This window comes from Lentzea rhizosphaerae (genome assembly GCF_042649515.1).
In the GTDB taxonomy this organism is placed as follows: Bacteria; Actinomycetota; Actinomycetes; order Mycobacteriales; family Pseudonocardiaceae; genus Lentzea; species Lentzea aerocolonigenes.
Map to the genome: position 1 here is coordinate 49405 of NZ_JBHRZI010000023.1, position 23701 is coordinate 73105.

At 68.1% G+C, this 23701-nt stretch carries 23 protein-coding genes and 2 pseudogenes; 12 read left to right on the plus strand and 13 right to left on the minus strand.

The features are described from left to right. Positions 1-40 precede the first annotated feature (40 nt). Positions 41-943 (minus strand): DUF4082 domain-containing protein, encoded by a 903-nt coding sequence (locus ACFOWZ_RS27445; protein ID WP_382376777.1) that lies wholly within the window; start codon positions 941-943, stop codon positions 41-43. A 118-nt stretch (positions 944-1061) separates the two neighbouring features. Further along, on the minus strand, positions 1062-1496 hold the full coding sequence (locus ACFOWZ_RS27450) for a DUF6069 family protein (protein ID WP_382376778.1): 435 nt from the start codon (positions 1494-1496) through the stop codon (positions 1062-1064). Positions 1497-1605: 109 nt separating this feature from the next. Here ACFOWZ_RS27450 and ACFOWZ_RS27455 point away from each other — a divergent pair, with 109 nt between their 5' ends. From ACFOWZ_RS27455 to ACFOWZ_RS27470, 4 genes are all read left to right on the plus strand, one after another. Then, complete coding sequence (locus tag ACFOWZ_RS27455) at positions 1606-2169, plus strand: TetR/AcrR family transcriptional regulator (protein ID WP_382376779.1); 564 nt, start codon at positions 1606-1608, stop codon at positions 2167-2169. Between the two features lie 17 nt (positions 2170-2186). Continuing rightward, positions 2187-2603 carry an MmcQ/YjbR family DNA-binding protein gene (locus ACFOWZ_RS27460; RefSeq protein ID WP_382376780.1) on the plus strand — a complete coding sequence of 139 codons (417 nt, stop codon included), beginning with the start codon at positions 2187-2189 and terminating at the stop codon, positions 2601-2603. Positions 2604-2688: 85 nt separating this feature from the next. Next, positions 2689-3243 (plus strand): RNA polymerase sigma factor, encoded by a 555-nt coding sequence (locus tag ACFOWZ_RS27465; RefSeq protein ID WP_382376781.1) that lies wholly within the window; start codon positions 2689-2691, stop codon positions 3241-3243. 11 nt (positions 3244-3254) lie between these two features. Further along, the gene (locus ACFOWZ_RS27470; RefSeq protein WP_382376782.1) at positions 3255-4316 is read left to right on the plus strand and encodes a hypothetical protein; all 1062 of its coding nucleotides are present in this window, start codon (positions 3255-3257) and stop codon (positions 4314-4316) included. 48 nt (positions 4317-4364) lie between these two features. On the opposite strand, the gene ACFOWZ_RS27475 is transcribed toward ACFOWZ_RS27470, so the two are convergent. Then, on the minus strand, positions 4365-7100 hold the full coding sequence (locus ACFOWZ_RS27475) for a beta-L-arabinofuranosidase domain-containing protein (RefSeq protein WP_382376783.1): 2736 nt from the start codon (positions 7098-7100) through the stop codon (positions 4365-4367). A gap of 884 nt (positions 7101-7984) precedes the next feature. On the opposite strand from ACFOWZ_RS27475, the gene ACFOWZ_RS27480 reads away from it, so the two are divergent. The 3 genes and pseudogenes from ACFOWZ_RS27480 to ACFOWZ_RS27490 form a co-directional block, all read left to right on the plus strand. Continuing rightward, positions 7985-9379: a family 43 glycosylhydrolase gene (locus ACFOWZ_RS27480; RefSeq protein ID WP_382376784.1), complete on the plus strand. Its 1395-nt coding sequence runs from the start codon at positions 7985-7987 to the stop codon at positions 9377-9379. Positions 9380-9398: 19 nt separating this feature from the next. Next, entirely contained in the window at positions 9399-10850 is a 1452-nt protein-coding gene (locus ACFOWZ_RS27485; protein ID WP_382376785.1) for a glycoside hydrolase family 43 protein, read from the plus strand. A 161-nt stretch (positions 10851-11011) separates the two neighbouring features. Next, a pseudogene (locus tag ACFOWZ_RS27490) lies at positions 11012-11089 on the plus strand (hypothetical protein); the annotation flags it as partial. 47 nt (positions 11090-11136) lie between these two features. Here ACFOWZ_RS27490 and ACFOWZ_RS27495 read toward each other — a convergent pair. Continuing rightward, the gene (locus tag ACFOWZ_RS27495) at positions 11137-13059 is read right to left on the minus strand and encodes an alpha-L-fucosidase (protein ID WP_382376786.1); all 1923 of its coding nucleotides are present in this window, start codon (positions 13057-13059) and stop codon (positions 11137-11139) included. A 74-nt stretch (positions 13060-13133) separates the two neighbouring features. Then, positions 13134-14510 (minus strand): family 43 glycosylhydrolase, encoded by a 1377-nt coding sequence (locus ACFOWZ_RS27500; protein ID WP_382376787.1) that lies wholly within the window; start codon positions 14508-14510, stop codon positions 13134-13136. 479 nt (positions 14511-14989) lie between these two features. Here ACFOWZ_RS27500 and ACFOWZ_RS27505 point away from each other — a divergent pair, with 479 nt between their 5' ends. Beyond that, a complete protein-coding gene (locus ACFOWZ_RS27505) occupies positions 14990-15619 on the plus strand; it encodes an RICIN domain-containing protein (protein ID WP_382376788.1) in 630 nt (209 codons plus the stop codon). A 40-nt stretch (positions 15620-15659) separates the two neighbouring features. Here the strand turns inward: ACFOWZ_RS27505 and ACFOWZ_RS27510 are convergent, their stop codons facing one another. From ACFOWZ_RS27510 to ACFOWZ_RS27545, 8 genes and pseudogenes are all read right to left on the minus strand, one after another. Continuing rightward, entirely contained in the window at positions 15660-17186 is a 1527-nt protein-coding gene (locus ACFOWZ_RS27510) for a cellulase family glycosylhydrolase (protein ID WP_382376789.1), read from the minus strand. A 97-nt stretch (positions 17187-17283) separates the two neighbouring features. Beyond that, a complete protein-coding gene (locus ACFOWZ_RS27515; RefSeq protein WP_382376790.1) occupies positions 17284-17649 on the minus strand; it encodes a hypothetical protein in 366 nt (121 codons plus the stop codon). A 45-nt stretch (positions 17650-17694) separates the two neighbouring features. Further along, a complete protein-coding gene (locus ACFOWZ_RS27520; RefSeq protein ID WP_382376988.1) occupies positions 17695-18174 on the minus strand; it encodes a universal stress protein in 480 nt (159 codons plus the stop codon). 45 nt (positions 18175-18219) lie between these two features. Next, positions 18220-18500: pseudogene (locus ACFOWZ_RS27525) on the minus strand (universal stress protein); the annotation flags it as partial. Between the two features lie 15 nt (positions 18501-18515). Next, positions 18516-19016, minus strand: a complete 501-nt coding sequence (locus tag ACFOWZ_RS27530) for a VOC family protein (RefSeq protein WP_382376791.1) — start codon at positions 19014-19016, stop codon at positions 18516-18518. 36 nt (positions 19017-19052) lie between these two features. After that, positions 19053-19259, minus strand: coding sequence for a hypothetical protein (locus tag ACFOWZ_RS27535; RefSeq protein ID WP_382376792.1), 207 nt, complete (start codon positions 19257-19259; stop codon positions 19053-19055). Between the two features lie 81 nt (positions 19260-19340). Further along, positions 19341-19742 carry a TraR/DksA family transcriptional regulator gene (locus tag ACFOWZ_RS27540; RefSeq protein WP_382376794.1) on the minus strand — a complete coding sequence of 134 codons (402 nt, stop codon included), beginning with the start codon at positions 19740-19742 and terminating at the stop codon, positions 19341-19343. A gap of 147 nt (positions 19743-19889) precedes the next feature. Then, a complete protein-coding gene (locus ACFOWZ_RS27545) occupies positions 19890-21104 on the minus strand; it encodes a PucR family transcriptional regulator (RefSeq protein ID WP_382376795.1) in 1215 nt (404 codons plus the stop codon). 231 nt (positions 21105-21335) lie between these two features. Between ACFOWZ_RS27545 and ACFOWZ_RS27550 the strand changes: the two genes are divergently transcribed. The 4 genes from ACFOWZ_RS27550 to ACFOWZ_RS27565 all read left to right on the plus strand — a co-directional run bounded on the left by ACFOWZ_RS27550 (position 21336) and on the right by ACFOWZ_RS27565 (position 23570). Beyond that, positions 21336-22382, plus strand: coding sequence for a baeRF3 domain-containing protein (locus tag ACFOWZ_RS27550; RefSeq protein WP_382376796.1), 1047 nt, complete (start codon positions 21336-21338; stop codon positions 22380-22382). Positions 22383-22427: 45 nt separating this feature from the next. Next, positions 22428-22709: a DUF3040 domain-containing protein gene (locus tag ACFOWZ_RS27555; RefSeq protein WP_382376797.1), complete on the plus strand. Its 282-nt coding sequence runs from the start codon at positions 22428-22430 to the stop codon at positions 22707-22709. Between the two features lie 38 nt (positions 22710-22747). Then, positions 22748-23080, plus strand: a complete 333-nt coding sequence (locus tag ACFOWZ_RS27560) for a hypothetical protein (protein ID WP_382376798.1) — start codon at positions 22748-22750, stop codon at positions 23078-23080. An 82-nt stretch (positions 23081-23162) separates the two neighbouring features. Beyond that, entirely contained in the window at positions 23163-23570 is a 408-nt protein-coding gene (locus ACFOWZ_RS27565) for a hypothetical protein (RefSeq protein ID WP_382376799.1), read from the plus strand. Positions 23571-23701: the final 131 nt, after the last annotated feature.

Here is a 23701-nt window from a genome sequence, read left to right on the forward strand (position 1 = left end):
CACGCGCGGACGTCGGCGGGATTGAAAGAAACGTTCCTCGTCAGGACTGGAATTCCGGCGTGACCCAGTAGTGGCTGTCGTTCCAGGTCTGGGTGGGAAATCCGCCGTCATAGCTGTACACACCCGCGTGCGCGGGCAGGATGAACGGCGCCTGGATCACCGTCGCCGGGAACATGTTCTCAGTCGACCGGTACATGCCACGCCACGAGGTGAACGACGCGACGTACTCCTCGCCCGGCACCACCGGCACGGGCGTCGGGAACGGTTCGGTGTAGTAACTGCTGACGTGCCGGTAAGCCAGCAAAGTCCCGTCGCTGCGCCACAACCGCACCATGCTGACCTCGCCGCCGGCGAGGTTCCAGAGGAAGATCCTGGTCACCGAGCCAGGCCGGTCGACCCGGAACCGCAGCCCCAGTTCCACCGGCCGCCCTTCGTCCTCGTACGCGGCCGGGTTCTCCGAGTAGAAGCCGCACGAGTAGCAGCCACCCGTCACGGGTGCGGGTACGCCGACGTACAGCGTCCTGGGTGCAGAGACCTGGCCGTACGCGGTGTCGGTGTTGACCCGGCTGACGACCGTGTAGACGCCTGGCTCGTCCGGAGTGAACACGTACGCCCACAGCGCCTGCGTGATGCCGGTTTCACCGCCCAGCCTCACGGTGGCGGTCCGGTGTCCGGACCTCCAGGTCGTTCCGCCGTCCACCGACACCTCGTACTCCCGCAGGTTGTCGGGCCCGGTCTGTTCGTAGCCACCACCCGAGATCAGCACGGGTTCGCCGACCTCGATCCGCCCGCCGTTCGAGGGCGTGTAGATGTGGGACTGCGGGAGCGGGGCCACCGCGTGAGCCGTACCGGAGAGCAACAACAGAACGGCCGCGGCGGCCGCCAAGACCTTGGGCCACACCGATCTCACGCGGGACGGGTCGAAAAAGTCCTGCCAGGCCATGCGTTTCTCCTCGCGATCGCTTCGACACGGGAGGTCTCCCCCGAGGTTGATCGCGCGAAGTGACGGCCTCGCTACACGGTGCGGCGACCGGCGCAGTGCCTGCCGCGCAGACGGACGGTCACCTGTCGCCGAGCGGCAGAACACGCGACAGCACGGGCACCGCGGCAGCGGCGACGACGGCGTGCATCAGCATGAGCGCCAACGAGTTCACCACGCTGGCACCTCCCGCGAGGATGCCCAGATCCGGGATCCACGAGAGCGCGACCACGACGGGCACGAGAACTCGCAACACCCGCCGCGGAGATCGTGCCAAGCGGCGCACGAGATACCAGCCGAGCGTGCCGAGCAGGATGCCGATCACGGTGGCGGGCGCGTACTCCCCCAGCGCCAGTCCTGTGCGTTGCACGCCGGCGGGGACGAGGTTGCCCGCGATCAGGGCGATCAGCGCGTTGACCGCGATCGAGACCACCGCGGCGCCCAGGAGGCCGACCACGACCTCTCCAGCACTGGGCGCGAGAACGGAGGAGCGGGCGGGGAAGCTGCTGTCGGCCATGAGCCTTGTCCTTGGGTAGGCTGATTTGCAAGCGGTCACTTGCAAACAAGGTAGCCACGTGCTCCCGTCAATGCAAGTGTCCACTTGCATGTGGATTCGAGGAGGGTGAGTGGCAGGCAGGGTGCCCGACGAGGCGGTGTTCGACGCGGTCCTGGAGGTGATCGCCGAACAGGGGTACGAACGCGCGACCACGCGCGCGATCGCCGATGCCGCGGGGATCAACGAGGCGACGCTGTTCCGCCGGTTCACCTCGAAGGAGAACCTGCTGCGCCAGGCCGTGCGCGGCAGCTTCGCGGAGTTCGCACTGGACCTCGGCGCGCCGGGCGACGACGTGGCCGCCGACCTGCTCACGATCGTGCGCTACTACCTGCGGCTCTACGAGACCCGCGGCGGCGTGGTGCTCACCCTCATGCGGGAGGCGAAGTTCAGCCCGGAGGTGGCGGCGGTGCTCACCGAACCGGAGAAGCTGCTGGAGAAGGTGGACGAGGTCATCCTGCACCACCAGCGCCGGGGAGCCCTCGTCGCGGAACCGCCGCGGCACACGTTCTTCGCGCTGGTCGGTCCGGTGATGATGCGGGCCATCGCCCGGCGGGTCGACCAGCGGGCCACTCAGGCGCCCGCCGACCCCGAGGCCGTCGTGCGGCGGTTCCTCGACGGGCACCGGCCGGCGTAGATCGAGGAGGGGGACACGTGGCTGACTACGCGGAAGTTTCGGACGAGGTCGTGGAGCGCCTGCGGGCGGTGTGCGCGGTGCTGCCGGAGGTGGTCGAGGAGCGGGCCTGGCGCGGCATCCGCTGGCGGGTGGGACAGAGGGCGTTCGCGCACGTACTCGAAGTGGAGGCCGGCCGGCCTCCGTCCTACGCGGAGGCCTCCGGGATGTCGGACGGCACCGTGCTGACGTTCCGGTCGGAAGGTCCGGAGCTGAGCGCGTTGAGCAACGCGCCGCTCCCGTTCTTCAAGCCCCGGTGGGCGGCGAACGTCGTCGGGCTGGTGCTCGACGACGACACCGACTGGGGCGAGGTCGGGGAACTGCTCCTGGAGAGCTACCTGACGGCGGCTCCCCGGCGGCTCAAGGTTCTGGTGGCAGGTCCGCAGAACCTCGGCTGAGCAGCAGGTTTCGCGCAACCTGAACACTTTCGCCGCGCGTTGGCAAAGACGGGGTGAAAGGGCGAAGCGAAACCCGAGGAGCTTCATGTCGTCAGACGCGGAACTGATCGGAAGATCGCTGCGCGGAGACACCGGTGCGTTCGTGGAAGTGATCAGCCGTCACGAGACGGCGATCGGCAACTACCTCGCGCGCAGAGTGGGCCGTCAGGCCGCCGAGGACGTGCTCGGCGACGTGTGGGTGGCGGCCTACGAGTCCCGGGCCACCTACGACCGATCGCATCCCGAGGCCAGGCCTTGGCTTTACGGAGTCGCGCTGAACAGGTTGCGGCGGTACTGGCGGTCCGAACCGGCCGAGGAGCCGGCACCGGACCTGACCGGGGTGGCGAGCGACTGGGATCCCTGGCCGGCGGTGGACGCCCGCGTCGACACGCAGGCGTTGCTGCGCAGGGCTCTGGCCCGGCTCAAACCCGAGGAGCGGGAGGTTCTGGGCCTGGTCGCCTGGGAGGACCTGACCGTCGCGGAGGCCGGGCGGGTGCTCGACATTCCCGCCGGCACGGCTCGCCGTCTGTTGCACCAGGCGCGCAAGGCGTTGCGAGAGGCCCCGGAAGTTGCCGCGCTGCTGCAAGTCCCGACGACGTGAGAAGACGACTCATGGATGAAATGGACCTGATGAAGAAGCTGAGTGATGTGCCATCCCCCAGTCCTGAGGCCTACGACCGTGCTCGCACGGCGCTGCAGACGGCGATGGCGGAACCCGCTGAACCAGTGGACACGGTCGTGCGGCCGAAGCGCTGGTTTTCCTGGCCCAGAGCTGGTGTTGCCGCCGTGGGGGTGGCGGCCGTCGCCGCGGCCGTGGTGATGGCCACGACGGGCGGCAACGTCCCGACCGGCCCCGCCACCCAGGCGGCGCCCCAGGCCCCGCCGGTGGTCGAGTCACCGCTCGTGAAACTGGCGTCCGAGGTCAAGGCCGCCGCCACGGTGCAGGGCGACTCCTCGCTGGTCATCGGCACGAAGATGCCCGCAGACCTTCCGTCGTACACCTTCTACAGCGTCTACACCGACAAGGGCCAGATCTTCAGCGGAGACTCGACGAAGACCGTGGCGGCCTCGGCGAGCAAGAACGACGACCAGGCCACGCCGTACCACGCGAAGTTGATGGCGGCGGCCCGCGAAGCCGCGAACGGCGACCTCGAGAAGGCCAGGATCGCGATGATCACCGCGGCCCACAACGTCACGGGACTCGGCCTGAGCCCCGCCGAGGCGGACAAGGCCTGGGCAGACGCCCAGGCGAAGATCGCGGAGGACTTCCGCAAGATCGGCAAGCCGGCTCCCCCGGCCAGGCCGCGTCCGGAGGGCAAGGAACTGGAGAACTTCCGCAACAACCACCTGTGGAGCAACGCCACGTCCGCGCTGTTCCTGGGTGCCGCCAACGCGGACATCCGCGCCGGTGTGCTGAAGCTGATCTCGACCATCCCGGACACGAAGGTCGGCACGACCGAGATCGACGGCCAGCGCGCGCTGACCATCTCCGCGAGCCCCGACATCCAGGGCGGCGACGCCTCGGTGGTGCTCACCATCAACGCCGACAACGGCCTTCCCATCCTCCAGGAGATCTTCCCTGCGCCGAACTCACCCACGCCGTCGAAGCCCGCGAAGGTGACCTACAAGTCGTCCCGCGTGAACCTCGCCGACGTGGTGGCGGGCAAGATCTGAGCTCACACCACTGGGCCGGCCGGGCAACCGGCCGGCCCAGTGGTGTGATCAGACGAAGCGCCAGAGGTGGTCGTTGGTGCCGTTGTCGTCCCAGATCACCGCCTGCGCGCCGCGGGAGGTGGAGGCACCGTTGATGCCGAGGACCCGGCCACCGTTGGCGCACTGGATGCGGAAGTAGCCGTCCGAGCCGTAGCGCAGACGCCACTTGTGGTCGGTCGCGCCGTTGTCAGCCCACTGCTGGACACGGGCGCCGTTGCCGGTGGCGCCGTTCTCGACACCGAGGACCTTGCCGCTGTTGCTGTTGCGCAACCGGAAGTAGCCGTCGGGGTCGAGGACGGCGGTCCACAGGTGGTCGGCGGTCCCGTTGTCGTCCCACTGGATCACCAGACCACCGTCCGAAGTGGACATGTTCAGCACGCCGAGGAGCAGGCCGCTGCGCAGGTTCTGGATGCGCCGGGCGCCGGTCGGCACGAACCGCCAGTTGTTGTCCGCGCTGCCGTTGTCCGGGTCCTGGACGGCCTGCGCGCCCTGCGCGGTGGAACCGTTGAGGATGCCCAGCACCTTGGAGCTGTTGGCGTTGCGGAGCTTGTGCGTGCCGTCGCCGTTGTCGACGATCGTCCAGCGGTGGTCGGCGGTGCCGTTGTCGGCCCACTGCAGCACGGTGGCGTTGTCCGCTGTGGACATCTTGTCCACGCCCAGGACCTTGTTGCTGTTGAGGTTGCGCAGCCGGACCGAGGTGCCGTCGGGCACCAGCTGCCAGTTGTGGTCGGCGGTGCCGTTGTCACCCCACTGCAACGCCAGTCCGCCGTCCGCGGTCGACATGTTCTGGATGCCGAGCACCAGTCCGCTCGACGCGTTGAACAACCGGTAGCCCGCGTTGGAGTCGTTCCCGGTGTTCCAGTAGACGGTGTAGTTGAACCCGTGGGCGTCGTAGAACGGGCCGAGGTTGACGTTCGCCCCGTCGGCAGAAGCCGTGAACGTCAACGCGGACGAACTGGTGCGGGTGATGGACGCGGGCTTGAGAACCGGCAACGTGCTGAAGACCGTGTCGCCGTAGTTGCCGGACAGCACCACCGGGCCGTAGGTGATCGCGGCGACGTTGGCGTTGTCGTTGGCGGGCTGCAGGACCACGCGCATCGGCAGCCGCACGGTGACGGTGTCACCCGAGGTCCACGAGCGGGTCAGGTTCGCATACGTGCCCGGCGTGACCGTGATGTTCTGGGCGACGCCGTTGACGCTGACGGTCGCGCCGCTGGTCCACGCGGGGATGCGCAACCGCATGGTCCACGACCCGCCCACATCGCCCGTCACGGTCAACGTGGTGGTGTCGCTGACAGGGAAGCTCGTCGTCTGGGTGACGGTGATGTTCCGCGCGGACCACGTGAGCACGGACGGCGTGTAGAGGTTCACCGTCAACGTGGTGCCGCTGTGGAAGTAGACGGCATCGGCCAGCCGCGTGTTGACCTCCAGAGCGGTGCCCTGACAGCACCAGAAAGTGCCGTAGTCGGTGCTGAAGTTGCCACCGCCCACCGCCGGGCCGACCACACCCCTGCGGCCGCCGGGGTTGAGCGCGGTGAAGTAGCAGACGTGGCCGTGGGCGCTGCCGGGATCCTGTTGCCCCAGCAGGTGGTTGAGCAACGCCTTCTCGTAGAAGTCGAAGTACGACGCCTTGTCCGGGTCGAGCAGCCACAGTTCCTTGGTCAGCTTGAGCATGTTGTAGCTGTTGCACGCCTCGCACGCGTCGGCCCTGAGGTAGGAGGCGATGGCGTTCGGGGCGCGGAAGTGCTCGGCCTGGCTGTTGCCGCCGATCGCGTAGGTGTGCGCGCTGACCGTGATGTCCCACGCGTTGCGGGCGATGTCGTGGTACCGGGTGGTGCCGGTGGCCTTGTACTCACGGGCCGCACCGATCCACTTGGGCACCTGCGTGTTGGCGTGCAGGCCGTTCAACCGGTCCTGGTTGGCGGCCAACGGGTCGAACACGACGGCGTGGTCGAACCGTTGTGCCGTGGTCAACCAACGCGAGTCGCCCGTCTGCTGGTACAGGTCGGCGAGAACGGCGTTCATGCCGCCGAACTCCGTCTGCAGCGCGGCCTGCATCTGGGCAGTGGTCAGCCTCGCGGTGCGCCAGTCCACCCAGCCCGCGAACCGCAGCAACACGTCACGGGCCTCGGTGTTGCCGATGTAGCGCCACACGTCCAGCAGGCCGGCCAGGGTCTTGTGCAGGGTGTAGTACGGCACCCCCTTGGGCCTGCCGGACTCCAGCAGGTCGAAGTCGGACTCAGGGAGCCCGGACAGGTAGCCGGCGTTGAAGCCCGCCGCGGCGTTGTTGGCCTGACACTTGGCCAGCTCCGCCACCATCAGGTTGGCCTTGTCCCGGCACGTGGTGTCGCCGAGCACGGCCCAGGCGTTGGCCCACGCACTGAGGAAGTGCCCCTGGCTGTGGGTGCGGAAGTCGAAGTTCGGGGCCTCCCAGCCACCGCACGCCGTCGCGCCGCCCGTCGACAACCCGTGGTTGGCGCGGAAGCTGTAGAGCAACCGGTTGACGTCGATGAACCTCAGGTACGACAGCGTCCGGTTCTGGTTGTCCATCCAGCGGCTCGACGTCAGCCGGACCTGGCCGAGGTCGAACGCGAACGCCGACGCGCCGATGTCGTCGCGGACCGGCGGCACCACCGCGGCCCCCGCGACCGGAGTCAGCGAAGGGACCAGGGTCGGCACGGCCGACGCGAGAGCGGCAACACCCGCGGCCTGCAACAGCCGGCGACGGTTCAAGGAGGATGACATGGTGCTCCTGGATCGACTGCCGCCGCTGCGGAAGCAGCTGCGGGCACACCTTTGGGCTCGTCAACATGAACTGATCGGCAACGGACGTCCGTGTCGATCGCGGTGCGGCGGGCCGGCGCCCGAACCCCGTTCCTGGTTCGAGGCGGCGCGTCAGTCAGCGTCGGAGGACCGACGCTGACCTCAGGCGATGCCAGCGGTGAGCAGCTGCTCTCTCACCTGAGCAGTGGCCTGGCGACCGGTCTGGTGCGCAGCGCGGCAGGGCATCGCATTCTCGACAACCTCTCCGTCGGGGTCGCACCAGTTCACACACCGGGCGGGACGAATGTTATCGCTAACATTCCAGCCTGTGCGGCAGACCGAGGTCCGATCCGGTGTGGCGTACAGGTAACCTCCGCGTTGACCCCGTGTCAACACTCCGGCGCCGGGAATTGTCTGCTGAAACGTGTTAACCCTGTTAGCGCTAACAGGAACTGCCTGACAGATCGCCGCCGAAGACTTCCGGCAAACGGTGGAGCGGCCCGACGTTCTCCAGGGACTTCACCATCGGGGCCATTCGAACGAAGCGCCAATCAAGACGGACCGCAGGACGCACACGTCAGCACGACCATTGACGTGAAAGTTGCCATCGTGTTTTCATCTAGGTCCGCCGTAATGTTAACGCTCACAATCTGAACGCACCTGCGGGACCACCTGTGGTGGAGCCCTCGATCACCCGTGCCCCCGACACGCCATCGACCAAGACTGCCGCTGCAAAGACGCAGGGAGTTCGCAGGTGTGGCATCAGCGAATGGCGTTGTCACCGAACCTCGGCCCGCGGGTTCGACCGAGCCGGTTCGCCTCTGCAGAACCTCCACCGCCCCGCTCAACGAAGATCGGAGCACATCATGGACCGACGAGCACATCTGCTCGCGGTGTCCTTCCTCGTCGTCGCCTCGACGCTCGCCCTGCCCCAGCCCGCCTCCGCCGCGACGTTGCCCACGGGCGCGCGGTCGCTGGAGTCGGTGAACTACCCCGGCCGGTTCCTCCGGCACGCCGACTACCTCGGCCGGCTCGATCCCGTGAGCTCCGGCAGCTCGTCGCTGACCAAGTCCGACGCCACCTTCACCGTCGTCAACGGCCTCGCATCGCCGTCGTGCTACTCGTTCCAGGCAGCCAACGGAATGTTCCTGCGCCACCGGGACCTGAGGGTGCGTCTGGAGGCCAACACCGGCACACCCGAGTTCCGCGGGGACGCGACGTTCTGCCCCGCCGACGGCTCGGTCACGGGCTCGGTGTCGTTGGTGTCGTTCAACTTCCCGGACCGGCGGCTGCGGCACCGCAACTTCGAGCTGTGGGTGGAGACCTTCCAGGACACCGAGCGGTTCCGCGCGGACAGCTCCTTCCGGCTGACCGCTCCCTGGACACCCAAGAACACCAAGGGACCCGTCATCCCCGGCCTGTTCGCAGATCCGCACATCGCGTTCTTCAACGGCCGCTACTACCTCTACCCGACGACGGACGGCTACGCGAGCTGGTCTTCCCCCTACTACAAGGCTTTCTCCTCGACCGACCTGGTCAACTGGACCGACCACGGCGTGATCCTGGACCACGGGCCGGACGTGTCGTGGGCGGACAACTCGGCGTGGGCGCCGGCCGTCGTCGCCAAGAACGGCCGTTACTACCTGTACTTCAGCGGCGGTGCAGCGTCCGGTGACACCGCCAAGCACCTCGGCGTCGCCGTGTCCGACTCCCCCACCGGGCCGTTCCGCGACGCGCTGGGCAAGCCGCTGGTGCCGGCACGGGCGTATCCCGGTCAGGCCATCGACCCGATGGTGTTCACCGACGACAACGGACAGTCCTATCTGTACTGGGGCAACGGCGCCGCGCACGTCGTCCCGCTCAACGCCGACATGGTGTCGTTCGACCCGGCGGCGGTGCGGACGATCACCACGACGGGCTTCCGCGAGGGGTCGTTCGTGTTCAAGCGCAACGGCACGTACTACTTCATGTGGTCCGAGAACGACACCCGTGACGAGAACTACCAGGTCGCCTACGCGACGGGCCCCTCGCCGCTGGGGCCGTGGACCAAACGCGGTGTCGTGCTCCAGAAGCGCCTCGAGCTCGGCATCAAGGGCCCCGGCCACCACTCGGTGGTCCAACTGCCCGGAACCGACACCTGGCACATCGCCTATCACCGCTTCGCCGTGCCAGGGGGCAACGGCACCAACCGCGAGGTCACCGTCGACCGCATGACGTTCAACGCCGACGGCACCATCGCCCCGATCGTCCCCACCCTCTGACCGCAGGAGGAAGAAGACCGTGCAACGAACACTGTCACGCCTGGGTGCGACGCTGGTCGCGGCGTTGCTCTTGCTCACCGCCCAGGTTCTCGTCGCCGTGGACCGGGCGTCGGCCGCCGACCCGTTCACCGGTTACCTGATGGCGCACTTCACCGGCGAGACCGCGATCGGAGAGCAGATCTACTTCTCGCACAGCAGGGACGGCCTGCACTGGACGGACCTCAACGACGGAGCCCCCGCTCTGCTGTCCACCGTGGGCACCAAGGGTGTGCGCGACCCCGCGCTCGTCCGCTCCCCCGCCGGCGACCGCTACTGGGTCATCGCGACCGACCTGCGCATCGCGAGCGGGACGTCGTGGAGCGACGCGGCCAACCGCGGCAGCACCTCACTGGTCGTCTGGGAGTCCACGGATCTGGTGAACTGGTCAGCGCCACGGCTGCTGGACGTGGCCGGCGCGATCCCCGGTGCGGGCGACGCGTGGGCACCCGAGGCGATCTTCGACCCCGCCAGCGGTGACTACGTCATCTACTGGGCGACGAACGCCACCCTCAACGGTGTCAAGAAGCACCGCGTCTACTACACGCGGACCCGTGACTTCCGCACGGTGACCGCACCGGCTGTTTACATCGACCGGCCGGGAGGACAGCACATCATCGACACCCAGATCGTCGAGTCGCCCACCAGCGTCGGGGGTTTCCGCTACTACCGCGCCTCCGCCGACGGGCAGATCACCGTCGAGGGCAGCAACTCGATCCTCGGCTCGTGGACGCGGATCGGCGACCTGTCCCACATGGGCATCTCCAACGGCGCCACCGGCGGCAACGTCGTCGAGGGTCCGATGTGGATGAAGTTCAACGACCGCACCGAGTGGGCGTTGTGGCTGGACCAGTTCAAGACCGGCCGCGGGTACATGCCGATCACGTCGACCAACCTGGGCAGCACGACCAACTTCCAGACTGTGACGGACTACGCGCTCGGCACCAACCGCAAGCGCCACGGCGGGATCATGAACCTGACGGCCGCCGAGGAGAGCCGCGTCCTGGGCAAGTACGGCGTCAGCAGGCCGGTCAACCGCCTGCAGTCGTTCAACTTCCAGGACCGCTTCGTCCGCCACGCCAACTTCGACGTGCGCATCGACGCGAACGTCAGCCCGCTGCAGGACTCCCAGTTCCGCATCACGCCCGGCCTGGCCGACGCCACGGCCGTGTCGATCCAGTCCGTCAACTACCCCGGCTACTACCTGCGGCACATCAACTACGACTTCGTGCTCGCGCCCTACGACGGCACCGCGCAGTTCGCGGCCGACGCGACGTTCCGCCAAGTCGCGGGCCTGGCCTCGTCGTCGTGGAGCTCCTTCCAGTCCTACAACCACACGGACCGGTACATCCGGCACTACGCCTACCAGCTGAAGCTCGACCCGATCACCACCGCGACCGCTCGCAGCGACGCCACGTTCCGCGTGACCAGCTGACCGGACCGCGCAGTCGTGGAGGGGTGGGCGCCGGAAGCGACCTGGAACCCCGAGACAGGCGGCTACGTCCTTGTACCGGGCGACGAACGCCACGGTGAACGGGGTGTTCAAGTGCTGACGACGGCGGCACGGCGCTCGCGAAGGACGCCACCTTCTGTCGCATCACGGGCAACAGCGGGACCGGCAATTCCTTCCAGTCCGCCAACTTCCCGACGAAGTACCTGCCCCCTGGAGCTGGCAAAGCCCGGTGTTCCCGTCGAGGACGGGAACACCGGGCCGAGTTCCGTCAGGACCGGACCAGCCGCCACTGCTGGTGGACGCCGCCGTTGTGCTCCCACTGGTCGAGCTGCGTTCCGTCCGCAGTGGACGCACCGGGGACCTCCAGCACCAGCTGGCTGAGCCGGTTGGTGAGGAGGAAGCTGTCGCTGCCGACCGGCGTGACGGCCCAGTGCTGCTGGAAGACGTTCGCGTCACCCCAGATGTTCATGGTTCCGCCGTTGGCCCTGGACCGGCCACCGACCTCCAGCAGCTTGCCGCTGTTCTGGTCGCGGATCTCGAAGTACCCGTCCCCGGTGGAGATGAAAGTCCACTTCTGGCACGCGTTGTTCAGCCACGACCACTGCTGCACCGGGGTGTTGTCGGCCGTGCCGGCGTTGCGCACGTCGAGCACCTTGCCGCTGGCCCGGGACTCGATGCGGTAGACCGTGTTCGCCACCGGGAAGCGTGACACCAGCTGGGGGCGGGCGCTGCGGCCGCCGACGTGCACGCCGCCGACGTTGACGTAGTCACCGGTGGCGGCCGTGACGTGGATGCGCACGAAGCCGACGTCCCGGTTGGTCCACTCGGCGAGCTTGACCCGGCCGTTCGCGGCCCAGTTCACGGTGGCCACCGTGGTGAAGGCGACGCCGTCGGTGCTGGTGGAGATGGCGGCCGCGGTGATGTCGCCGTCGGTGGAGTTGGTGCGGTTCCACTGCTTCGGCAGGTACTCGAGCGTGGAGACGTTGCTCCACACCCCGCCGAGGTCGATCGTGATCGTCTGCGGCAGCGTGCGACCTCCGCCCCAGGTCGACCAGCAGGTCTCGAGCTTGTTGTCGCTGCGGTTGTCGATCGCGTTGTACGCGACCTCGCCGGGGTTGTACGACGAGGCGTAGGCGGCCACCGCGTTCACCGGCCACTCGACCCGCAGCGGCTGGGCCGGCAGCGGCGGGCGGGAGGGGTTCGGGCTCCAGGCCGCGCCGACCTCCGCGAGCCGGTTGACGATGTTGGTGTCGAGCCTGCCCTCGCGGTTGGGCGGGCAGTTCAACAGGTACGAGGTGTACTTGGGCTCCAGGTCCCTGAGGTCGGCGAGGATGGCGTCACGGCTGCGCGGTGCGGTCGTGGGCGTGTCCGGGTGCCAGAACCAGCCGTTGCTGATCGTCTCGCCCTGGATGCCCGCGAACGTGTTCCCCGCGGGCGACCGGACGCCCAGCGGGGCCTCGAAGTAGATCGCGTCGCCGAGCCAGGGCTGCGACAGGGCGCCGTGGTCGACCATCACGCAGTTCGGTTGCAGCGACTTCACCAGGTTGCGGACCTCCTGGTAGGAGATCTGCTGCTGGCCCATCTGCCAGGCGTAGCCGTCGGTGACGAACATGTCGATCGTGCCGTAGTTGGTCAGCAGCTCGCGGATCTGGCCGAGCACCACCGTCATGTCGCCCGGCTCGATGGCCTGGAGCGGATCCTTGCCGTGATAGCCGCCGTACGCCTCGATGGTGTGCGTGCGGTCCCAGACCGAGTAGTACAGCCCGACCCGCAGGCCCTGGGCGCGGAACGCGTCGACGTACTGGCGCACGACGTCCTGCTTGTAGCCCGAGTACGCCACGTTCTGCTTGTCGAACGCCGAGGGCCACAAGGCGAAGCCGTCGTGGTGCTTGGTGGTGAGCACGCCGTAGCTCATCTTCGCGGCGGCCGCGGCTGCCGCCCACTGCGCGCAGTCCACGGAGGGCGGCGCGAACTTCGACGGGCTCTGGCCGCCCGCCGCCCACTCCTCGTTGGTGAAGGTGCCGAGGTTGAAGTGGTTGAACATGCCGAACCGCATGTTCACCAGATCGGCCAAGGGATCCGCCGCGTGAGCCAGCGGTGAGAGGCCGGTCAGCCCCGGTACCGCGGCCGAGGCCGCCGCGATGCCGGTGGCGGCCAGGAAACCCCGGCGGGACATGCCTGATGTCGTCATTGACACTCCAGTCTGGTCAGGATCAGTTCACCGGGTGGAAGGTCCACCGCTGGTCGGAGCCGGCACGGTTCACCTCAGGCGACCGTCTGCTGCCAGCGCTGGTTCGCGCTGCCGCTGCAGGTCCACTGGACGAGCAACGTTTCGCTGGTCGTGCTCGACGACGGGACGTCGAGGCACTTGCCGCTGGCGCGGTTCACCAGTGACACGGTGGTCGCGTCGACGGTGCGCACGGTCCACTGCTGGTTGGTGCCTCCGTGGCACTGCCACTGCAGCACGCTCGCACCGTCCGCGGTCGAACCACCGGACACGTCCAGGCACGAACCGGTGGCGCGGTTGAGCACCTCGACGTACCCGCCCGGCTTCGCGCGGAGCTGCCAGTGCTGGGACTCGGCGTTCGACGCGGTCGCCTGCTGGACCGCCGAACCCGAGGTGTCCAGCCGCAAACCGCTGTGCTGCGCGGTGAAGCTCGCGAACGCGCCCACGCCGCCCGCGGTCTGCACCACCGTGCGGATCGTGCCGTCGGGGTTGTGGAAGAGCCGGTCCATCACCACGGACCGCTTGTGGTTGCCGCCGCCCTCACGCGCGTTCTTGTGGTACGCGACGTACCACTGGCCCTGGTACTGGAAGAGCGAGTGGTGGTTGGTGTTGACGTTGACGTAGTCGAGGAGCACGCCGCGGTAGGTGAACGGGCCCAGCGGTGACGAGCCGGTGGCGTAGTGGATCTGCCCCGGCCAGCCGGTCGAGTACGAGAAGTAGTACGTGTCGCCGATCTTGTGCAGGTGCGGCGCCTCGCCGTACTTCGTCGCACCGGTCACGCCGACGTCGGCGATCGGCCCGGCGGTCGACACCATGTCCGCGCCCAGCTTGACCACCTTCGGCGTGCGCGTGCCGAAGTACATGTAGGACGATCCGTCGTCGTCGGTGAAAATCATCGGGTCAATGGGCTCCTCCCCCGTGTTCGCGTCCCTGGCCTTGTCCACCAGCGCGCTGCCCCGCCCGTCGGTGAACGGGCCCGTCGGCGACGACGAGACCGCCACGCCGATCTTGGTGCGGTCGACGGGGAGGTAGAGGTAGTAGCGGCCGTTGCGTTCCGTCGCGCCTGGCGCCCACGCGTACTGGCTCGCCCAGGAGAAACCCGCGACCGAGAAGATGTCGCCGTGGTCGGTCCAGTCCACCAGGTTCGACGACGAGTAGGACCGCCACGCCTTCGAGTCCCAGTAGGTACCGCTGTTGGTCTGGTCGTCGGTGAGGTAGAGGTGCACCCGCCCGTTGAACACGTGCGCGGACGGGTCCGCCACGAAGCGGTCGGCAATGATCGGGTTGGCGGCGTTCGCCGGCGGCACGCCGATCACCGTTGAGCTCAGGAGCACGCCGGCGGCCAGGGCACCGCGCAGCAGGCGCCGGCTCCCGCCACGACGTTTCCTCAGGCGTGAAGTCTCGATGGTGACCACTCCCAATCTGCGATGTGCAGGAATCTCGTCCTTTGTGGACAGAAGGCGGCCGGAACCGTGCCGCCGGTCTCGTCCAGAGCGGCGTTAACGCTAACAGGACGCAACGGGAACCCCAATACCTCATTTCGGAGCAACTTGGAATCGAGGAGCAACACACCCCCTGTCACCATGTTCGCTACTGAGACAGGGTTTCCAGGAATTTTGAAGTCAAGTCTTCAGCATCCAACAGGACCGAGTCCCATCGTTGACAATCCGCGTTAACATCCATTTCTGTTAACGCTCACATACACGGTTCAGGCAGGTGGCACTACCGCACGCACATGTTCGTTGGTAACCACCGGGTCGTGTCATCACTTGTCCACCAAGGAGTTGACCGCCCCTCCACTGTGGACCCAAGGGACCCGACCGACAGAAGTCACCCGTTGACGTCCGACGTTATACGTCATATGTTTCCGCGAACGTCGACGAGAGGAAACGGTGTGGCAACATTCCGCTCTGCAAGGCGAACACTGTCCTGGTCGTCGGCGTTGACCTCGTTCGCGCTGGTCATCGCCGGTTCCGCGGACGTGTACCTCGACGGCACACTCTCGCAGTCCGACATCGACGCGTACGCGCCGTCCGTGACGAAGCAGGTCGTGCTGTTGCGCAGGACGGACCTGTCCGCCGGGTCGCACACGATCAAGGTCGTGTGCAAGGGGACGAAGAATGCGGCTTCCTCCAACACCACCTGTGCGCTGGACGCGTTCTCCAGCACGCCCTTCCCCGGCCAGAACGGCTACTACAAGATCGTGAACCGCAACAGCGGGCTGACGCTGGACGTCACCTCGGGGTCCACTTCGGACGGTGCGGGCATCACCCAGTGGGGCTACAACGGCGCCGACAACCAGAACTGGAAGTTCGAGGCCGTGAGCGCGGGCGCGTACGAGATCTCCAGCAGGCGCAGCGGCAAGCTGATCGACGCGGGCAACGGGTACAGCAAGCTCCGCAACGTCAACAGCGGCAAGGTTCTCGCCGTCCTGAACTCGTCGACGAAGGCGGGCGACCGGATCGTCCAGGTCACGGACACCTCTGCGAACAGCCAGCAGTGGCAGATCGTCCGGGTGAACTGAAAGCGGGCGTGCGGGCACCAGGTGCCCGCACGCTCTCCGGTTACCTGGTGGCGTAAGGGTTCTGGGTGAGCAGGTGGGCCTTGAGGCCCTCACCGACGCCGGGTTCGGGCGTGCCGTTCCAGTCCTTGATGAGCACGGCGCCCGTGCTGCAGCCCCACGGGTTCCAGGTCCACGCGAGGTAGCTCAGCCGGTGCGTGTCCGCCCAGTTCACCAGCCGCTGCATGTAGTCGAAACCGCAGTTGTCCTGGCCGAACTCGCCGAGCACCACGGGAACCTGTTCGGCGAGCGGGGCGACCTGGGTGTCCCAGCAGGATTCGCTGGCGCAGGCGTTGAAGCTGTAGGCGTGCCAGGACGCCGCGATGTTGTTCAGCGGGTCGACCGGCTTGTGGGCCAGCCACTCCCGCATGTCGTTCGCCCACTCGAGACCGCCCAGCACGAGGACGTTCGTCGCGCCGGTGGCCCGCACCGCATCGACCAGGTCCTGCATGCCCGCGGTTTCGTACGGAAGACCGGTGCAGGTGCCGCCGTCCCGCCAGCACTGCCAGCCCAGGGTCTTGTTCCAGTCGCTGGCGATCTCCGGGTACGGCTCGTTGAACAGGTCGAAGACGACGGCGTCGTTGCCCTTGAACGCGGTGGCGACACCGGTCCAGAACTGCGGGGCGTACCGCGCGTCCGGCATCGGTTTCTGGCACACGGCGTGCTCGTCCTTGCAGTGCCAGTCCGGCCCGTTCGGGTAGGCGCCCCAGGTCCAGTGCAGGTCGAGGATCACGTTGATGCCGTTGCGCACCAACAGGTCCACGTAGTCCTTGACGGCCTGCTGGTAGACGGCGCCGCCGGGTGTGCCGTTGACACCGAGCCAGCACTCCTCGTTCAACGGGATCCGCACCGCGTGGATGTTCCAGGTCTTCATCGCGTCCACCGACGCCTGGTCCACCGGGCCGCCGTCCCACATGCCCTTGCCCTGCACACAGGCGTATTCACCGCTGGACCTGCTCACCCCCAGCAGCCGGTACGGCTCGCCCTCCGCCGTCACGATCTTGTTGCCGGAGACGCGCAACGCCGGTGCGGGAACGTCAACCGGCGGAGTGGTCGTCGTGGTCGTGGTCGTCGTGGTCGTCGGGCCGGTGCCGGTGCACGCGGAACCGTTGACGGCGAAGTCCGTCGGCTCGGCATTGGTGCCGCTGTAGGAGAAGGTCGCCCCGGCACCGACGCTGCCGCCCGCCGGAACGGTGCTGTTCCAGCTCAGGCTCGTAACGGTGATCTTCTTGCCCGACTGGGACCAGCCACCGCTCCAGCCGTGCTGCAAGGTCTGGTTGCCTGGGTAGGTGTAGGTCAGCGTCCAGCCGTTGATCGCCGACGATCCGAGGTTCGAGATGGTCACCTCGGCGCCGAACCCGCCGCCCCAGTCGTTGGTCGTGTACTCGACCCGGCACGCGAACGGGGCCGCCGCGCTCGTGTCACTCGCCCACGACCCGCCCGCCGCAGCCGTCAGGACGGTGCACGCGATGGACACCGCGGCTCCCAGGGCGGCGAGCGCTGTGGTGCGTTTTCTGGTTCTTCCCGGCATCGGCACTCCTCTGTGCAGGTCGCGCGGGGCATTGGCCTGGGAGCGCTCCCAGAACCACCGTAGCGAAGCTCCTGCGAAACGTGAAGGCCTTGGCGTTTCAGGCCTTCCAGGAGCGGCCGCGAGAGTCGATCACCGCCACGTCGCGTGGAATGCCGAACGCGACGAGAGACGTGCGGATCGTCGGGGCCACGCCGGTGAGCTCGATGACGACGCCGTCGCCCAGGTTGCGGCGCAACAGCTTGACGAGCAGGACCAGTTGCGCGCCAGGGGCGGTGGGGGCGCCGGCCAGGTCGATCGTCAGCTTCTCGTTGGGGAGAGGACCTCGTTCGTCCGTCATCGCCGCTCGCACCCTGGCGACGATGACGGACAGGTACCTGCCGAGTTCACGGACCTCGCCCGGCGCGAGTCGCAGCCGATAGGTTCCGCGCGGCGGGCTCTGCACGGTGTTGGGCACGTTCGTCATTTGTTGCCTCCTCGTGCTGTTGTGGGTGTGACCACCTCCAGGGCGTCACCGGTGCGCGGGCGGGACAACCGCGACGGGGCACTCCGCGTGGTAGATCAGCGATTGGCTGGTCGATCCGAGCAGCAGGCCGCGGAAGCCTCCCCGCCCACGCGTGCCAACCACCACGAGCTGTGCCGATGCGGACCGACCGATCAGGGCGGACGCCGGTCCGTCGCGGGTGAGCAGTTGCCGCACCGGCACATCCGGGCAGGCCTGGGCGCGCACGGCCACCTGCTCTGCCAGCAGCCGTCGTTCGTCGGCCTCGATCGCCTCTACGCTCGCCGCGGTCAGCACGGTGAGCCGCATCGCGTCGGCCAGATCGTCGCGCCAGGCGCGCACGGCGAGCACCGGTGCGCCGCGCAGTGCGGCCGCCTCGAACGCGAACTCGAGTGCCGCGTCGCTGGCGGCGGAACCGTCGACGCCGACCACGATCGGTGCGTTTTCAGCGCGGTCGGCTTGGGGTTGTGCTTCGCGCACCACGATCACGGGGCACAGGGCGTGCGTGCTGACGGCCACCGCGATCGAGCCCACGAGGAGCCCGGTGAACCCGCCCAGTCCGCGTGAGCCCAGGACCACGAGCTCCGCGGACGCCGATCGTCCGACGAGTTGCTCGGCCGCACCACCGGTGACGAGTTCGGTGCTCGTTCCACCTGCGGTGCCACGACCTTCGCCGAGTGCACGGGAAGAGGCGGGCTGCTGTGCACGAGCACGAGCCGGGTGCCACGCCGGGCGGCCTCCGCGGCGGCCCAGCGCGCGGCGTGGATCGCCGAGGGGGATCCGTCCACTCCCACCACAATCGGCTTGTCAGTCATCGGTCACTCCCTCGCTCACACAACGGTTTCCTGGACGATCTGGCCCGCGGTGCGCACGCCCGACCACTTGAGGACCTCCGCGGGGAGATCGAGGAACTCCACGACGCCGGCGTTGGCGTAGGCGCCCCAGTCGTCGCGCGGGAGCATCCACATGACCTCGAACTGGTTGCCGTCGGTGTCGATGCCGTAGACGCTTTTGGTGGCGCCGTGGCTCGACTCACCGGTGCGGGCGCCGGCCTCGGTCAGCCGCTGACGGAACTCGGCGAGCTCGTCGATGGTGTCCACCTGCCAGGCGAGGTGGAAGAGGCCGACGCGGCGCTGCCGGGAGCCGGCCTGGTCGCCGGCGAACAGGCCTAGGTCGTGGTGGTTGCCGGAGCGGGGCAGCCGGAGGAACACGGCGCCGACCCCGGCCTCACGAGCGACGAGTTCCATGCCGAACACGTCGGTGTAGAAACGCTCGGCGCGTTCCAGGTCGGCGACGAACAACACGGCGTGGTTGAGACGTACCGGGGCCATCACGGCGCGAATTCCTCTCTGGTGAACGAGATCAGGTCAGGCGGACGGTTCGGCGAGCTTCCAGCCGCTCTGCCAGGACCAGCCGTTGCGGACGTTGAGGGTGATGTTCAGGAACGCCATCTCCTCCAGCGCCGGGGCCTGGCCGCAGTCGAACGAGCGGCGGTCGGTCATGTCGCCCTCGTGCGCGACCTGATCGTGGACGTCCTCAGTCCGGCTCAGCTCGACCAGATGCGCACTGCGCACGAACGGATTCTCGAGCGCCTCGACCCCGGTTCCACGACACGTCCGGAGTGGATCGACGGCTGATCTCGTCGTACAGCGACCTCACCAGTTGGCCGGTGGATCGCTCGCCGGGAACGAGCCGTGGCCCCAGACGTCGACCAGGTCAATCCTCGACCGCTTGCTCGTGCCGTCGTGCTGACAGGCCGGGCAGAGCCGCAGTTGGGGAATCGCCTCCAGCAAACGGATCGGGATCTCCGCGTGACAGGTCTGGCAGCGGCCGTAGGACCCGATGTCCATGCGCAGAAGAGCGATCTCGATGTCGTTGAGGGCGATCGTGGCGGCAGCGGTGATCTGTTCGGTCACCTCACGCAGCGCGTCGTCACCTGGCCGGGAGGTCGAGCCGAGCTCCGCGAGCTGCTCGAGCCGGAACGCTCGTTCCCGCTCCAGCCGGTCCCTCAACGCGGGCAGGTGGTCGGTGAGCCGATTCGGTTGCACGGTCTCCATGACCGGCACGCTGTGCATGATGGTCTCCAAGGTCGAGCGGTGGGCGAACTTCGGCCGGCTGACATCAACTCTGCCTCCCGCGCCCAGGGTTCGGCAGCGTCTCCGGCCGGTCGACTAGTCCTCGCTCAGATTGCCGATCGTCGGCAACTACTGGGGTGACTTCCCCGGCCAGCCGAGCAGTCTCGCCCCCAGCACGGTGGCGTGGAGGGTGAACCGGTGGGCGGGGTCGGTGGGGTCGTAGCCGGTCAGCGTCTTGATCCGGCCGAGCCGGTAGGTGACCGCGCGCACGGACAGGTGCAGCTGCCGGGCGGTCTCGGTCGCCACGTCACCGGTGGCGAAGTAGGTCTCGAGGGTGGCCAGCAACGGTTCCGCTCCGCCACGGGCGTTCTCGAGCGGACCCAGGACGGCGTTCACGAGGTCGACGATCGCGGGCTGGTCGCGCACCAGCACGCGGTAGACGAGCAGCTGCTCGGCCCGGATCACCTGCGTGTCGAGGTGCAGCCGTGACGCCATGGTCAACGCCTCACGCGCCTCCTCGTAGGAACGGGCGATGCCGTAGGACCCCGGATACGCCCGGCCCACCGCCACCTGCCACGGCCTGCCCCGCGGCAGCCGGTCGAGCTCGGCGAGCATCAGCGACCCCAGATCCGTCCGCCCCAGCGCTTCGGACTCCCCCGGCGCGAGCACGACGACCAATCCGTCCTTCGTCGCGACGAGGACGTCGCGGTCACCGAGACTGTCCAACACGATGCGCTCCAGCGAACTGGTCGCCGCGTCGACGTCCGGGAGCCGCCGGTGCGGTGCGGCCAGCGCGACCTGATGCGGCCGGGCCAGGTCCAGGCCGAACGGCTCGGCGCGCTCCACGATCCCACCCACGTCGGAGTCACCGCGCAACAGGTCGTCGACCAGCTCCCGCCGCAGCGTCTCCTCACGCCTGACCATCTGCCGCCGCGCCGAGTTGTAGCCGTCCGCGAGGATCGCGACCGCGTCGGAGACCACGTGCAACACGGCCTCGGCGGCGGCGCGCACGACTTCACTGTCGCTGGAACGGACCACGACAGGAAGTTCCCGCCACAGCCGCCAGGACGCCGACAGGTACAGCTGGACGGCGCTACCAGCCGACACACCCAGCTCCGCCGCTCGGCGGCCGAGCGCCTCCACCGCCTCCAACTCGGAGCGCCGGGGCCGCCTCCCGCTCGCCGCGGCGTCGGCCAGCAACGGCAGGAAGTCACCCAGCAGCTCGACCGGCACACCACCCGCCGCCGCGCTGGCGTCCTGGGCGACACCATCCAGCCAGGCACCGCCCGGCTCGTCCAGGCCCTGGTTCGCCTTGCGCCGCCTGCCGCGTGCCTTCGGGGTCATCGGAGCGCCTGGGCGACGCCCTGGCGGACGTGGATCACTTGCCGCGTCATCGGAACCTCCGACCTGTGTCGGTCTCGACCATACCCAGTTCACCCGGACGGCGACACCCGGACGTTGCCGACCACCGGCAACCTGATCTCTCCTCAATCGACCGGCGGACGCTCCTGAGATCCGCCACGCCACCGGGCACCGTGGGAGTGGATGAACCAACCCGAGTCTCAGGAGGCTGAAGTGCGAACGGCAGTGTCCGGCTGCACGGTGCCGCACGTGGACGAGTTCCCGCGTCTCGCCGCGGACCGCGGCGGTCACCGGGCGTCGATGTTCCTGTCCACGCGGCGAGCCGGCGGCTCAGCGCTTCCGGCGCGGGTTCGCTTCGCGAACCTCGTGCGACGGGTGGAACACGTTCTGCGGACCGACGGGACGAGCACCGCCGACGTCGCGGCCGTCCTGGACGGGGCCCGGGATCTCGCTGAGGACCTGTGGTTGTGGGAACGGCCCGCCGCCGGAATCGCTTTGTTCGCAAGCGGTGGCGCCACGCGGACGTACTGGGTGCCGACACCGCTGCCGGAGATGGCCACCGTGGGAGACAGGTTCACCCTCACACCGCTGTTGCCCGCGCTCAACGCGGGCGGCAGGTTCCTGGTGCTCCAGCTCGGGAAGGCCGAGACCCGCCTGTTCTCCGGCACCCGCTCCGGTTTCGACGAGGTCACCTCACTCGGCTCGCTCGACGTCCGCACCACGCTCGCCCACCACCACTTCGAGTTGGTGGAGGCGGTCGTTCGCGACGCGGCGGGCCGGACCAGGGCGCCGTTGGTGGTGGTCGGTGAAGCCCATCTGCAAGCCGCCTACCGCGGGACGAATTCCTGGCCGGGCCTGATGACGCCCACGGTCCCGGACATCACCGACCGCATCAGTCCCGAGACGATGCACCGGCGCACGTGGCCGATCGTCGAACCCGTGTTGCGGGCACGCGACTTCGCCGCCGCCGACGCGGTGCTGGCCCTGCGCGGCACCGGCCGGACGCTCCACGAACCGGCCGGGGTCGTCACCGCGGCGGAGCGCGGTCACGTCCAGACCCTCGTCGTGGCAACCGAGTCCACCTGGTGGGGACGGCATCCGCACGGCCCCGAAGTCATCCGCCTGCGAGAGGAGCCGAGGCCGCACGAGCAGCTCGGCACCGCCGCGGCCGCCGTTCTCGACCACGCGGGATCGGTGTTCACGATCCCCGCCCAGCGCCTGCCGAAGGACACGACCACCGTCGCACTGCTGCGGACGTGAATCGAGGTCAAGGACGAACCACACCTGGAGGGAGCAGACCGAATCATGGCGGCACGAGACTTCGAGAAGCGCCAGCTCGCCGAGATCGAGCAACACCTGGCCGAGGAATCCCCCGAGCTGGCCCAGAAACTGGCCGCGCTGGGCAGCGCCGGTGCACCACGTGGCATCAGACCGGCCCTCGTCGTGATCGCCACGTACCTGGCCGGCCTGACCCTGGTCGTCGCGGGCGTGCAGGTCTCCTCCGTGCTGGTGATCGTGCTGGGCGCTCTGCTGACTGCGGCCGTTCCCGTGGCCACAGGTTGGCAGGCCTGGCGAAACCGGATCTGACGACCGATGGAAGCCCTGGGCGCACGTACCACCCGAAGATGCCGAACCGTCGAAAGGACGTACTCGCTGCAATGGACAGAACCAAGAACACGTCGTTGCCTGACAGCAGGACCTCACTCGAGCAAGCCAATCCGTGGCATTCGGAACGGATCATCGCGCTCAGCCTCACGCCCGGATCGCCGGCCAAGCACCTGGCCGTGATCATGGCGTCGGGCGTCGCGTTCGTCCTCATCGGACTGATCTCGGGCACGTCTTACTGGATCCTCGGCGTCGTCCTGTTCATCATCGGCCTCGTCGCCCACTTCACCTCGCCCGCGCCGGCCCGATCACGGGTTTCTGCGGAAGTCGTTCAGAAGACTGATGAAGTCTGAGCGTGAGCCGCTTCCACACCGATGAATTTCGGAATTCGCCGTGTCACGCTCTCGGTGCCGTCACATTCCGGAAGGACCAGCAATGCCGAAGTTCGTCGTGAAGCGCTCCGCCGTCGCCGTGGTCGTCGCTGCGGCGGCGCTCCTCGGGGCACCCGCCGCCCAGGCCGACTCCCCCGCGGGTCAGCACGTCGTCGCCTTCTCGAAGGTGCCTTCGGAGACCAAGAGCGTGCTCATCGACCGCTCGAACAACACGAGCGCGCCCAGCTCCCGCGTCTGCCTGAGGAACCTGCCGTCCGGGCAGACGTACAGCTCGAGCGTGCACGTCGACAACTACTCGACGCCGGACCTCACGTTCTACTCCTCCTCCGACTGCTCCCGCGGTGCGCAGAGCAGCGGGTTCATCGACGTCAACCAGGACAACCTGGCGAAGGTCTGGGTGTCCTGGCGGACCTACCACCCGTACTGGGGCAGGGTCGGCCTGGCCGGCTGAGCTCGTCCGAACGCGACGGTCCCCCGTCCTGGCCACCACGGCCGGGGCGGGGGACCGTCTTCTTGTCCGGACATCTCCGCCGACCCACGAACTTCTTGCGCATCGTCCGGAAAGCCGCCCAAGACCGTCCA

Coding starts and splice junctions, on each gene's coding strand:
- ACFOWZ_RS27445 (WP_382376777.1), bottom strand. CDS start 943: ATGGCCTGGCAGGACTTTTTCGACCCGTCCCGCGTGAGATCGGTGTGG.
- ACFOWZ_RS27450 (WP_382376778.1), bottom strand. CDS start 1,496: ATGGCCGACAGCAGCTTCCCCGCCCGCTCCTCCGTTCTCGCGCCCAGT.
- ACFOWZ_RS27465 (WP_382376781.1), top strand. CDS start 2,689: ATGTCGTCAGACGCGGAACTGATCGGAAGATCGCTGCGCGGAGACACC.
- ACFOWZ_RS27470 (WP_382376782.1), top strand. CDS start 3,255: ATGGATGAAATGGACCTGATGAAGAAGCTGAGTGATGTGCCATCCCCC.
- ACFOWZ_RS27475 (WP_382376783.1), bottom strand. CDS start 7,100: ATGTCATCCTCCTTGAACCGTCGCCGGCTGTTGCAGGCCGCGGGTGTT.
- ACFOWZ_RS27480 (WP_382376784.1), top strand. CDS start 7,985: ATGGACCGACGAGCACATCTGCTCGCGGTGTCCTTCCTCGTCGTCGCC.
- ACFOWZ_RS27495 (WP_382376786.1), bottom strand. CDS start 13,059: ATGACGACATCAGGCATGTCCCGCCGGGGTTTCCTGGCCGCCACCGGC.
- ACFOWZ_RS27510 (WP_382376789.1), bottom strand. CDS start 17,186: ATGCCGGGAAGAACCAGAAAACGCACCACAGCGCTCGCCGCCCTGGGA.
- ACFOWZ_RS27515 (WP_382376790.1), bottom strand. CDS start 17,649: ATGACGAACGTGCCCAACACCGTGCAGAGCCCGCCGCGCGGAACCTAT.
- ACFOWZ_RS27530 (WP_382376791.1), bottom strand. CDS start 19,016: ATGGCCCCGGTACGTCTCAACCACGCCGTGTTGTTCGTCGCCGACCTG.
- ACFOWZ_RS27540 (WP_382376794.1), bottom strand. CDS start 19,742: ATGGAGACCGTGCAACCGAATCGGCTCACCGACCACCTGCCCGCGTTG.
- ACFOWZ_RS27545 (WP_382376795.1), bottom strand. CDS start 21,104: ATGACCCCGAAGGCACGCGGCAGGCGGCGCAAGGCGAACCAGGGCCTG.
- ACFOWZ_RS27555 (WP_382376797.1), top strand. CDS start 22,428: ATGGCGGCACGAGACTTCGAGAAGCGCCAGCTCGCCGAGATCGAGCAA.
- ACFOWZ_RS27560 (WP_382376798.1), top strand. CDS start 22,748: ATGCCGAACCGTCGAAAGGACGTACTCGCTGCAATGGACAGAACCAAG.
- ACFOWZ_RS27565 (WP_382376799.1), top strand. CDS start 23,163: ATGCCGAAGTTCGTCGTGAAGCGCTCCGCCGTCGCCGTGGTCGTCGCT.